Annotated in this window: 11 protein-coding genes, 1 riboswitch and 1 other annotated feature; of the genes, 7 read left to right on the top strand and 4 right to left on the bottom strand. The window is 43.4% G+C overall.

From position 1 onward, the window contains the following. Window positions 1-2 precede the first annotated feature (2 nt). A complete protein-coding gene (locus MFF31_RS01375; protein WP_238186389.1) occupies window positions 3-785 on the top strand; it encodes an ABC transporter permease in 783 nt (260 codons plus the stop codon). Between the two features lie 109 nt (window positions 786-894). On the opposite strand, the gene MFF31_RS01370 is transcribed toward MFF31_RS01375, so the two are convergent. Further along, window positions 895-1341: a hypothetical protein gene (locus MFF31_RS01370; protein ID WP_238186388.1), complete on the bottom strand. Its 447-nt coding sequence runs from the start codon at window positions 1339-1341 to the stop codon at window positions 895-897. 4 nt (window positions 1342-1345) lie between these two features. Further along, window positions 1346-1522: riboswitch (cyclic di-AMP (ydaO/yuaA leader) on the bottom strand. A gap of 169 nt (window positions 1523-1691) precedes the next feature. On the opposite strand from MFF31_RS01370, the gene MFF31_RS01365 reads away from it, so the two are divergent. After that, complete coding sequence (locus MFF31_RS01365; protein WP_238186387.1) at window positions 1692-2648, top strand: aldolase catalytic domain-containing protein; 957 nt, start codon at window positions 1692-1694, stop codon at window positions 2646-2648. Between the two features lie 65 nt (window positions 2649-2713). Here the strand turns inward: MFF31_RS01365 and MFF31_RS01360 are convergent, their stop codons facing one another. Continuing rightward, window positions 2714-3028, bottom strand: coding sequence for a hypothetical protein (locus MFF31_RS01360; protein WP_238186386.1), 315 nt, complete (start codon window positions 3026-3028; stop codon window positions 2714-2716). A gap of 69 nt (window positions 3029-3097) precedes the next feature. Continuing rightward, complete coding sequence (locus MFF31_RS01355; protein WP_238186385.1) at window positions 3098-4477, bottom strand: Glu/Leu/Phe/Val family dehydrogenase; 1380 nt, start codon at window positions 4475-4477, stop codon at window positions 3098-3100. 253 nt (window positions 4478-4730) lie between these two features. On the opposite strand from MFF31_RS01355, the gene MFF31_RS01350 reads away from it, so the two are divergent. The 3 genes from MFF31_RS01350 to MFF31_RS01340 are packed head-to-tail and all read left to right on the top strand — an operon-like array spanning window position 4731 to window position 7633. Further along, window positions 4731-6029 (top strand): copper resistance D family protein, encoded by a 1299-nt coding sequence (locus MFF31_RS01350; protein ID WP_248565374.1) that lies wholly within the window; start codon window positions 4731-4733, stop codon window positions 6027-6029. 33 nt (window positions 6030-6062) lie between these two features. Then, window positions 6063-6908, top strand: a complete 846-nt coding sequence (locus MFF31_RS01345; protein WP_238186383.1) for a sensor histidine kinase — start codon at window positions 6063-6065, stop codon at window positions 6906-6908. A 5-nt stretch (window positions 6909-6913) separates the two neighbouring features. Then, the gene (locus MFF31_RS01340; RefSeq protein WP_238186382.1) at window positions 6914-7633 is read left to right on the top strand and encodes a response regulator; all 720 of its coding nucleotides are present in this window, start codon (window positions 6914-6916) and stop codon (window positions 7631-7633) included. 111 nt (window positions 7634-7744) lie between these two features. Here the strand turns inward: MFF31_RS01340 and MFF31_RS01335 are convergent, their stop codons facing one another. Next, the gene (locus tag MFF31_RS01335) at window positions 7745-8251 is read right to left on the bottom strand and encodes a hypothetical protein (protein WP_248565373.1); all 507 of its coding nucleotides are present in this window, start codon (window positions 8249-8251) and stop codon (window positions 7745-7747) included. 228 nt (window positions 8252-8479) lie between these two features. Continuing rightward, window positions 8480-8730, top strand: a binding site (T-box leader). 72 nt (window positions 8731-8802) lie between these two features. Between MFF31_RS01335 and pheS the strand changes: the two genes are divergently transcribed. After that, on the top strand, window positions 8803-9837 hold the full coding sequence (pheS, locus tag MFF31_RS01330; RefSeq protein ID WP_238186380.1) for a phenylalanine--tRNA ligase subunit alpha: 1035 nt from the start codon (window positions 8803-8805) through the stop codon (window positions 9835-9837). Window positions 9838-9861: 24 nt separating this feature from the next. Then, on the top strand, window positions 9862-12303 hold the full coding sequence (gene pheT, locus MFF31_RS01325; RefSeq protein WP_238186379.1) for a phenylalanine--tRNA ligase subunit beta: 2442 nt from the start codon (window positions 9862-9864) through the stop codon (window positions 12301-12303). Window positions 12304-12392: the final 89 nt, after the last annotated feature.

The raw sequence follows: 12392 nt of genomic DNA, 5'->3' as shown, positions 1-12392 counted from the left end.
GAATGCATCTATATTTAAAATATTTGAACATTCAACTTAAGTCGCAACTTCAATATCGAGCATCATTTTTACTGCTAAGTTTTGGTCAATTTTTTATTCCGTTTACGGTACTTGGTGGTTTGTATTTTATGTTCCAGCGATTTGGCGAGCTGCAAGGTTGGAGTTTCTTCGAAGTTGCATTATGTTTTTCAGTTATTCATTTAGCTTTTTCATTAAGCGAATGTTTCGCACGTGGATTCGATGGATTTTCGAGTTTGGTAGCGTCAGGAGAATTCGATCGGCTGCTAGTAAGGCCAAGAAGTACGGTAATACAAGTACTAGGTTCAAAGTTTGAGTTTACGAGAATTGGCCGATTGCTTCAGGGAATGATCGTGCTTGTGTGGTCGGTTACTAATTTGCCGGCTTTATGGAGTTTTCCGAAGCTTATCATTTTATTTTTTATGATAATGAATGGCGTGCTGATTTTTACGGGGATATTTATTTTGGCGGCAACTTTTTGTTTTTGGACGATACAGGCAATTGAGGTTGCGAATGTATTTACAGATGGTGGACGTGAGATGGCGCAATATCCGCTTAATATTTATGAAAAGTGGGTGACCAGATTTTTTACGTTCATTATACCGTTTGGATGTGTAACGTATTTGCCGCTCCTGTACATTCTTGATAAAAAGGATGGAGGTATGTTCACCTATATGTTAGTTCCGTTCGGAGGCGCGTTGTTCCTGTTGCCATGCTTGCTTATATGGCGATTCGGGGTCAGGCACTACCGCTCGACGGGTTCGTAACTATAAAAAATATGCAAGCCCGTACCTTCATTTGGGAAGGCTGCGGGCTTGCTGTTCGTAATACGATGCATAATGAATTGATTTACTATTCGATATTAAGCCGTCGTCATTAATCCAATGACAAATAAAACACTGCACGTTGTTGAAGGACAGATTCCTCTGTTGAGCTAGGATCACTGGACGTTGTCGTCGATTGGTCAATTTGTTGAGAAAGCTCATTTACTGCGACTGAAAACAGATTGTAAGCACGATTATCAGGATTGACCGTAGCAGCGATTCGTTCGGTGAGGCGTTCGATAAGCGAGCTGAGGGAGAAGCGTCCAATGAAGGTACGAAGAAGCTGATTCCAACGATTCAGATGAAAGCTGGGATCACTTTCATAAACAAATTGCTCACTCCAACCGTAACCAAGGTCACTCGTCAGGCGCAAGCAAACACGATATCCAGCAGAGTCAATTGCTAGTGCTGGTATTACAAACACTTCGATACGGCTGATGCTTAGTTGTTGGGACAGATCATTAGAGCTCGAAGAATCATTAACAGGGAATGATTGCATATGACAACTCTCCTTTGGTCGCTTACGAGGTTAGCTGTCGGATTCGGGCTAGAGAGTAGACCCTACCGGGGGCACAAATCCCCGGATTCACCCCTTGTGAACAACATCCTGTTTTATAGAATGACTGTTCTCGTTGGTTCCCCCGTTTTCTCAAAATAGAAAAATTCAGCGTTATTGTTTACATAATATTTTACCGCTATTATTTTTATTTGTAAATCACTTACTCGGAAAGTGCAAATTAATGCCTAATTTACCCAAAATGCGACACAATTACTTTGCGTTCCGGGTGCTTTTCAAGTATGATGATACTTAAAAAATGAACTTATGTTCAATCCAAAGGAGCATCAATCATGCAATCGAAAACAAGCCATTGTAAAATTGTCGACTGTACAATCCGTGACGGCGGACTCGTTAATAACTGGGACTTCAGCAACGAGTTTGTTCAGCACCTATATAATAGCTTAAACGAGGCTGGAGTCGATTATATGGAAATCGGCTACAAAAACTCTCCTAAGCTACTAAAAGGTGCAGAAAGCGCGGGTCCTTGGCGTTTTCTGAATGATGACTTCCTTAAGCAGATTATCCCTAATAAAGGAAAAACAAAGCTATCAGCACTAGTTGATATCGGTCGTGTCGATGAAAATGATATTTTGCCAAGAAGCGAAAGTTTGCTAGATCTTATTCGTGTCGCTTGTTACATCCAAGATGTTGATAAGGCGCTAGAACTCGTTCAAGTGTTCCATGACCGTGGATATGAAACGACAATTAACATTATGGCTCTTTCCAATGTAATGGAAAATCAGCTGATTGAAGCATTCAAACTAATAAATGATAGTGTTGTTGATTTTGTTTACATTGTTGACTCTTACGGAAGCTTGAAGCCGGATGATGTTAGTTACCTCGTAGACAAGTTCCAACAACATTTACCGAATAAACGTCTTGGTGTCCATGCACATAACAATATGCAGCTAGCTTTCGCTAACACATTAATAGCGGCTGGCAAAGGTGTTGAGTTACTAGATGCATCCGTATACGGCATGGGCCGTGCGGCGGGTAACTGCAACACAGAGCTACTTGTAACAGAGTTGCAAAATACGAAATACAATGTTCGCCCAGTGCTCGATATGATCGAAAAATATATGATCGCACTTCGTGAGAAGGAAGAATGGGGCTATATTATTCCGTACATGATTACAGGCATATTGGATGAACATCCTCGTTCAGCAATGGCGCTTCGTGCTTCGGAAGACAAAGACAAAGCTGTTGATTTCTACGATCGCTTAACGACACCAGAAATTTCTAAATAATAGAAAGAGAGGTCGTCCTGACTAGGATGACCTCTCTTTTTGTCTTGACTTTCATTTGTAACATACTAGAGCTTATACAGCTCTCCGGCGCCACGAATTGCTGCAGCATTATTCGGTTCATTAGGGTGGAAGTACCCCATACCTTCCCAAACATCACCGTCAATTGAATCGGCACGAACCACAACTGCAATATCTTCGCTTTGACCAAACCAAGCAAGCAAATGACGGTCATTTACCCCTTCTAGATCGATATACCAAAGCCTATCACCGTATTGTGTGACGAATACGAGATCTGCCTTATGAAATTGAACGGGCTGCATTGTTTTCGCTTGATAGTTAATACGTATGCCCTTCAACATTATCGTTTCCATATCCAACATGTCTATCCACCTCCCAAATGGCAACAGAACAGATTTAACCACTATCGCATCCACTTCAGCGTAAAGTGATTAATATAATTTCCCTTGCCGATATAAGACGGTAGATAGCTTCGTCACAGCATGTACAAAACAATTTTGGCGAAGTGAAAGGGGATCGCCGAAGTAAGCTGGCAAGATGCCGTTCATCGTCTTTTGCATTTTGGCAAATAGCTGCTTGTATACTTCTTCTTCGGTATAAAATTGTGTCTCCCGTCCTTGAAGCCATTCGAAATAAGAGACAATTACACCGCCTGCATTGGCTAGAATATCCGGAATAATAATCGCTCCAGAACTTGCAAGAGCTTCGTCCGCATCGCCGGTAATTGGAGCATTAGCCCCTTCGACTATCATTCGTGCATTTATTTGCCCGACATTATCGCCGCGAATTTGATCTTCCAGTGCTGCAAGAAACAGGACGTCAACGTTTAAATAAAGTACATCTTCTCGGTCTAGTACCGCTGCGCTTACACCAATTTCATGCAATTCCCCATCTGTAGAAGGAAGATCACCGCGATGAGTGGCAGCATATTCAACTAGTGAAGGGATATCAAGACCTTCCTCATTGTACAAAGTAACATTGCGATCGCTAACAGCAACGACTTTGCCGCGAAGAGCTGTACATTTGTAGGCTTCCATTGCTGTCACTGAACCGACGTTGCCGAAGCCTTGAACCGCTAAGGAGAGGGGCTTGTCCTTATAAGCAAGCGCCGTTTCGGCAAATATGTTAGTGCTGCCTGACAGCCAGCCGATGTTTTCGTTAAGAAAATCATGCATCATATAACGGAATGTGAAATATACGCCTTTGCCTGTTGCTTCCCTACGGCCCAGTGATCCGCCGCTAACGATGCTTTTCCCGGTAAAGCTGCCAAGGTAAGGGGAGCCTGGATTAATACTTTTATATTCAGCCATCATCCAGTCCATTTCTCTGTCGCCTGTTCCCATATCAGGGGCGGGTATATCTTTATCAGGTCCGAGCACGTCACTGAAGTACTGGACATACTTTTTGCAAATTGAATATAGCTCTTTTTCAGAGTAGCTGCGCGGATTGACGACAACTCCGCCTTTTCCACCGCCAAATGGCACTTCGTGCAAGGCGTTCTTAAGCGTCATTAGAGCTGCTAAATTTGTAACTTCGTCTTCATTGACGGATTCATGAAATCTAATTCCGCCTTTGTAAGGACCTAATGCATCGTTGTGCTGAATACGGAAAGCGGGGATGCGTTCAACATTTCCGTTATCAAGAGCGATACGTAAAAATGCTTTGTGAACTTTGTTAGGTGTAGACAAAATTGCCGCCAACGATTGAAAGACTTGCTCTCTTCGTTGATCCTGGATTTGTGGTAGAAATGAAGAATCTCCCATTAACGCATTTAGGGACTGTTGTACGATGGCTCCTGTTTGGTTTGCCATATGATGACGACCTCCTAGTTGGAAAAATGTTGATGATTCTTGCTTCAGTTGATTGTATCATAGAATGCTCCATTGAAAGAAATGAGACGTATTGAAATTGTCCTTTTAGACATGGTCTTGTAAACTGAAGCAGAATATGACGTAAGGAAGTGACGTAATGACCTCAACTCCTTCTAGGATACATACTAAAAAAATAAGGATATCCCGTCGTATACGATTTTCGTTAAAGGATATGATTATAGCCCTGATCGTAGTGTTTATTGGTATAATATTTTTACCGTCAGATGTATCTGCATATGGGACGCTGCTTACGTCTACTGGACATGAAAGTGGGGCAGGGACAACAAGTAGCGTAACTATTAAAGGCTTAGTTGAAGATATCCTCTTTTATGGAGTTAGAACTTTTTATTACTTCTTTTTATTACTTGCAACAGGAATGATGCTTCTTGGGCTTTCAATACCACCATCTGTTCAAGGAGATCGTCAGCGGGAATTAATCAGGGAGTGGAGCAGGCCAGTAATGAAAGGTTTGCTAATCGTAGTTCTGCTATTTGTTTTTATTCAATCTAATAAAATTATTCGTGGACTTGAAGGTCGTGGAGCTGACTTACTTGAGCTGTTCACGAAGACGCCAACAGGCCAAGCTTGGCTTGCTTTATTAATAGTTTCCTTGCTTGGATTCGTTGTTATTAAGTACAAAGATTTATATAGAGCGAAATGGGCGATGCTGCTATTAGCAGTGGAGAGCTATATAGGGCATGCAGCAGCATCCGAACACGAAATAGTCGCCATCATAACTGACTTTATCCATCTTGCTTGTTCAGCACTATGGGCTGGAGGAGTTCTGCTGTTGTTATTATTTTGGCGTGTTGATCGGAAGGAAGCGGGACGGTTTATGGAACGTTTTGCTTCCATCGCATGGGTAACAATGGTTGTTTTAGTTGTTAGCGGCATTATTATAACGTGGACGATTATTCCATCATGGCTATATTTGATTTATACAGATTGGGGTAACTGGCTAATAGCGAAAATAGTAGTTGTAATGCTCGTTATCGGAATTGGTGCTGGGCTTCGGCACAGAGCTCGAAAGAGGGAGATGCCTAGAGGTATTCTGCTGAAGCTGGATGGTTTATTAATGGCAATTATTATCGTGATAGCAGCTGTCTTTACTTCGATTAGCCCAATGCCGGAAAGTGAAGCATTGAAAGTACACGAGATGGGTGAGACGCTTCATTATACGCTAGAAATTACACCAAATGCACCCGGACCTAATGAAGTATCGTTGACCATATGGCTGCCAGAGGGTAGTGGAGTACCGAAGGCAGTAAGCCTCTCTCTGGAGTCTGTAGATGGGACTAATCAAGAACAGATAGATGTTCCACTTGAGGTGATAACGTCTGAGGTGGGCATCGCTTTTCAAGACTTTACTGAATACAACTATACTGCTGCAAGTGTGAATCTCCCTTCTAAAGGTAAATGGTCGGCAGAGCTTTTGATTACGGATGGGACAGGTACAGATATAAATAAGGTAGTATATTTTCATAATAATTGATCAGGATTCGGCAAATATGGGAGGGTGGGAGAAATGTCTTACAAATGGTTGAAGTGGTTAATATTATGGATCCCTACAGTAGTGATCGGATTATGGGAATACGTTAGACATGCTTTTCTTCTTCCGTATGTATCGATGGAAATAGGTAACTTGCTTGCTCCTGTATTTGTCTTTTTGATTACGCTCACACTTGTTCGTTCTCTGTTTGCAAGATTGGAAGTAATGCAAGAATCGTTAAAGCGTCAGCAAGTTGTGAAGGCAGCGTTCGAGGAGCGGGAACAACTTGCCAGAGAGCTTCATGATGGGATCTCCCAGTCACTGTTTATGTTGTCTGTGAAGCTCGATAAGTTAGATCGAGCCGAATCGGATGAAGATGCTAGTCGTACGATGGAAGGAATTAGACATACAGTAAGACATGTATATGATGATGTGCGCCAGTCGCTTGCCAATTTGCAAAGCATGCCTCTACCATCGGATTCAACTTGGATGCAAAGTATCCATAAATTTGTTGCAGATATGGAGCAAGGTATCGGAATACAAGCAACAGTTGATTCCCGGTTGCACGAAGGATTATTGTCTCATAAGCAAAAGGTTGAGTTGTTAGCCATCATTCGTGAAGCATTGATTAACGTACAGAAACATGCGGGTGCAAGCAGAGTTCTTATCCAAGCTGAGCATGTTGGAAGCTTGAATGTTCCGTCGCCATCTTTTGTTTGCACAATAGTGGATGATGGGAAAGGAATTACGCCCGTCGAGCTTCAAGAACAAGGTAAATATGGTGTAAAGATGATGCGTGAGCGCGCTACTGCAATGGGCTGGAATTTATTGCTGTTGCCTGGCGAACGAAGCGGTTTAAAAGTCGAGATAAGGGGAAGGTGAGCGGAATGATAAACCGGGGCGAGTCTACAGTTCGTGTGATGATCGTAGATGATCATCCACATGGAAGAGAAGGTATACGAGAAATATTGGCTGGCGATAAGCTCTTTCAAGTAGTTGGAGAAGCAGCCAGCGGAGAAGAAGCAATTGCCAAAGCTGCCGAACTGCGACCAGAACTTGTACTTATGGATATTAGAATGCCTGGTATGGGTGGTTTAGAAGCTACCTATCGACTAAAGCTGCTACTGCCATCATTAAAAATCATTATGGTCACTGTTTCTGATGATATTACGCATCTATTCGAAGCGATTAAGCGAGGCGCACAAGGCTATCTTCTCAAAAACTTGGACCCTTCTGCTTGGTTACAGTACTTAAGAGAAGTAGTTGTAGACGAAGCGCCGATGTCAAAGGAAATGGCTTTCAGACTTCTTCAAGAGTTTTCCAGTGGATCCGAAAAAGGGAGTGAGAAGGCTGTTGCTTTTCAGAAACAAAAGGCAAGTACAGAATCGTTTCCTGCCACTCCATTGACCGAACGTGAGAAAGAGGTGCTACAGCGAGTTGCGACAGGTGCTTCTAATCGTGAAATTGCAGGACTATTAAACTTGTCAGAGCATACGGTGAAAAATCATTTGAAAAATATATTGCAGAAGCTGCACCTAGACAACCGTGTCCAGTTAACGAGATATGCGATGGAGAAAGGGCTTGTGAAGCGGGAGTTTGATTTTTAAAGATAGAGGATCAGTTAGTTCCTTTTAACTCGCAAATAGCTGATCCTTACTCCAAAATTATTATTGTGGAATAGTACACTCGCACTGGAGGCTTTAGCTTGTGTTAACATCTCAGTCAACACGTAGCAAGGCTGTTACCTCATCCATTGAAGCAGGGGGATATATTCCATATGCAATGAAATCAGAAACATGCTCTTTTGCGCCCGCAATTAGAAGATCCATTAATTCATTTGCTGGCAAAATATCCGATTTTCTAATAGAACTTTTTCCTTCATTCCCAAACTGTAGCAAAATGCGATCGTCTTCAAGCATCGTCAGATGTATGTACGATTCGTTATAATAAAAAAGTCCACTACCCTGTCCTGTTTTCACCAATCCGCTTAACGCTGATATTATGGCGCTCCATTGGCATGGGCCGTTAAACAAAAAATCCATTAAGTAATAATTATTATGTTTTAAAATAATTGCGGATATGGCATGCTGACAAAGTCCCGCTTTCCTCAATTGATCTCGTTTACTGCTATGAAAGAACCAATTTGCAGCTTCATTAACATAGAACTGAGGATCTCGAAGCTTGTGACCGTACATATTTTGTTCTTCGAGGTTAAGATCTTTCATATAGTACGTTTCTAACGTTATCATTGTATCTCATGCAACTCCCTTCAAACCTAGTATAAAAGAGCTTCCAAGAAATGTCGAAATGCTTTCGCAGGTTTACAAACAGCGTAATGATTTGGTTACTTTAAGAGGTTCTGACTTTTTCTATCTAATGAGGTTATATAAGCATTAACAGTTGCATCAGGTTCTGTCATTGCATATAATAGGGGTTAATATTTAATTAAAAGTTGAAATGCTATGATGGAGAAAAGTAAGCAGTACTTTCGCACAGGGAGAGGGCGCCGTTGATTGAGAGCGTTCTTGTGAAACCAGGCTGATGAAGTTCACTCCGGAGCATGTCCCTGAACGGTGATGGCGTTGTGTCATGACATAAGTAGGAGGGCACGGTTTCCGCCGTTAACGGGGTTTGAGGAATTGCTCGGTGTATATTACAGCGGCAGTTCAAATTAGGGTGGTACCACGGTTCTTCCGTCCCTTAGGGGAGGAGGGGCCTTTTTATTTTGTCCGGATACCCGTAAGGGTTGGGGTTAATACAATTGGAGGCGATGAGGATGAAGGCAAGGCTGGAGGAGCTTCGAGCTGAAGCACTAGCGGAACTGCAAGGAGTAGAATCGCAAGGAACGCTTAACGACCTGCGTGTAAAATATTTAGGCAAAAAGGGAGCACTAACGGAAATTTTGCGTGGCATGGGCTCACTAAGCGCTGAGGAACGTCCAGTTATCGGGCAAGTGGGTAACGATGTTCGTGCAGCAATTGAGTCCGTTATTGAAGAGAAACAAGCAGCTTTCCAACAAGCAGAAACGAATAATCGCTTGCTCGCAGAGACGATTGATGTGACATTGCCTGGCAAGAAGTTACCTACAGGTTCGGTGCATCCACTAAACAAAGTATCACAAGAGATCGAAGATATTTTCATCGGGCTTGGTTATTCCATTGCTGAAGGTCCTGAAGTAGAGACGGACTATTACAACTTCGAGGCACTTAATTTGCCGAAAAATCATCCCGCACGCGACATGCAAGATTCGTTCTACATTACGGATGATATTTTGATGCGTACACAAACATCGCCAGTGCAAGTAAGAACGATGCAGGCGAGCAAGGGCGAGGCGCCAATTCGTGTTATTTGTCCGGGTAAAGTATATCGCCGCGATGACGACGATGCAACACATTCATTCCAGTTTAATCAGATTGAAGGACTTGTCATTGGCAAAGGTATTCGTATGAGTGACTTGAAGGGAACTCTTCTGCAATTCGCACAACAAATGTTCGGATCACAGACGCAAATTCGTCTTCGTCCAAGCTTCTTCCCATTCACAGAGCCAAGCGCAGAGGTAGATGTAAGTTGTGCACAATGTGGTGGCAACGGCTGTCGTATGTGTAAACATACAGGCTGGCTTGAAATTTTGGGCTGTGGCATGATTCATCCGAAAGTGCTTGAGATGGGCGGATATGACCCAGAAGAAGTGACTGGATTTGCATTTGGTATGGGAGTAGAGCGTATCGCGCTTCTAAAATACGGCATTGACGACATTCGTCATTTCTACACGAATGATCTAAGGTTCTTGGGCCAATTCGCTAGAATGTGACTAAGAGAGAAGGGGAGATGAACGATGAAAGTATCCTATAAATGGTTGAATGAATATATCGATTTGGACGGATTGTCCGCAGAAGAGCTTGCTGAGAAAATGACTCGTGGCGGGATCGAGATTGATGTCGTTGAGAAATTAAATAAAGGTGTAACAGGCGTAGTTGTAGGTTATGTAAAATCGAAAGAAAAACATCCTGATGCAGACAAGTTGAACGTATGTAAAGTGGATGTTGGTACTGACGAGGAGCTTCAAATCGTATGCGGCGCCAAAAATGTTGATGCAGGTCAGCTAGTACCTGTTGCTGTCATTGGAGCTGTATTGCCGGGAGATTTCAAGATCAAACGTGCTAAATTGCGCGGGGTTGAATCCCAAGGTATGATCTGCTCTGCGAAGGAGCTTGGCATTAATGACAAGCTGCTGCCGAAGGAACAACAAGAAGGTATTCTTGTATTGCCAGCGTCTACGCCTATCGGAGCATCCATCGGAGATGTACTTGGTATTGACGATGAAGTATTGGAGCTTGATTTGACACCGAACCGTTCTGATTGCCTTAGCATGGTTGGCGTAGCTTATGAAGTAGCAGCTTTAACAGGCCGCGAAGTGAAGCTTCCAAGCAACGATGTACATGATGCAGAAGTGAAGACGGAAGGACTTGTGTCGGTTGATGTTATCGCTACTGAACAATGCACACATTATTCCGCTCGTTATATTAAAGGTGTAAAAGTTGGTCAATCACCGCAATGGTTGCAAAATCGACTTATCGCAGCAGGCATTCGTCCGATCAACAATGTTGTTGACGTTACAAATTTCGTTATGCTGGAATATGGTCAACCGCTTCATGCATTTGATGCTGATCGTGTACCAGGTGGACGCATCGTCGTTCGTATGGCGAAAGAAGGCGAGAAGTTAGTAACTCTTGACGATCAAGAGCGTTCGCTTGAGCCGCATATGCTCGTTATTACAGATGGCAATGAGCCAATTGCTTTGGCTGGCGTAATGGGCGGTGCAAGTACTGAGGTGACAGGCGAAACGGTTAACATTTTGCTAGAATCCGCAAGATTTGATGGTGGAACTGTACGCAAGACATCCCGTCAGCTTGGGCTTCGATCTGAATCCAGCATTCGCTTCGAGAAGGAAGTTGACCCATCGAACGTCATTCCTGCACTTGATCGTGCGGCATCTTTGATTGCTGATCTTGCTAATGGATTGGTAACGGATGGGATTGTTGAAGTTAAAGGTCGCTCGTCAGAACCTAAAACCGTTTCCCTAGCACTTACCAAAATTAATGGCTATTTGGGCACGGGGCTTTCTGTGCTAGAAGTTCGTTCTATCTTTGGTCGTCTTCATTTCCAATATGAGTTGTCAGGCGAAGATGTGTTTACGGTAGAAGTACCGGCACGTCGCGGCGATATTACACGTGATGTTGATTTGATCGAAGAAGTAGCTCGTTTGTACGGATATGATAACATTCCTACGACGCTAATCCATGGAGATGTCATTCAAGGTGCGCTAACGAAACCTCAATCGATTCGTCGCGAGCTTCGCAAGCGCCTATCGGACTCTGGCATGCATGAGGTTATCAGCTATTCCTTCACGAGTCCTGCAAGAACGGTTTTGTTCCCAGCACTAGCTGAGGATGTGAAGGCTGTTCGTCTAGCGATGCCGATGAGCGAGGATCGCAGCGTTCTAAGGACGACTCTTATCGCACAATTAATAGAGACAGCTGTCTATAACCGTAATCGTAGAAATGAATCTGCCGCATTGTTCGAAGTCGGTAGTGTATTCCATACAGATGAAGAGCAGTTAACTCGTTTGCCAAAAGAGAAACATCGTTTTGCAGCGTTGCTTACTGGCAACAAAGGTGAAGCGCAATGGAACAGTAAAGCAGTTGGCTATGACTTCTATGATGCCAAGGGAATCGTTGAAACTGTCGTTGACGTGCTTGGACTAACTTCTGAAGTGTCCTATGTACCAGCACAGCCAGAACATTTCCATCCGGGCAGAACAGCAGCAGTCATTATTGAAACGCCAGCAGGTCCAGCAGTTATCGGTTATGTTGGTCAGTTGCATCCAGCTCTTCAAGTGGAGTGGGATATGGCAGACACCTATTTGATCGAAATCGGGCTTGAAGAACTTTACGAGCAATCGAGCTCAGAGATCGAATACAGAGTGTTACCTAAATACCCTGCTATCGAGCGTGACATCGCTGTTTTGGTCGATACAGAGGTAGCAGCGGGCAGTTTGACAGAAACCGCTTGGAGCACAGCAGGTGAGCTTTTGGAGTCCGTTCGTGTATTTGATGTTTATACGGGTGAGCGACTAGGCGCAGGCAAAAAGAGTATCGCATTGTCCCTTGTATACCGTCATGGGGATCGGACATTGACTGATGAAGAAGTTACAGCTCTACATGCACAGGTTGTTCAAAAATTAGAACAATCTTTTGGAGCAGAATTGCGTAAGTAGGCAGGAAACATCCCACGCCGCATCGAATTAGTTCCTAGTGAACGACGATGCGGCTTTTTTTGTTGGCAATTTGCCAGTTGGAAGAGGCT

It is taken from the genome of Paenibacillus sp. L3-i20 (assembly GCF_022180385.2).
In the GTDB taxonomy this organism is placed as follows: Bacteria; Bacillota; Bacilli; order Paenibacillales; family Paenibacillaceae; genus Pristimantibacillus.
Note: the sequence above shows the minus strand (reverse complement) of the source record. Positions and strands in the feature narration are given on the sequence as shown.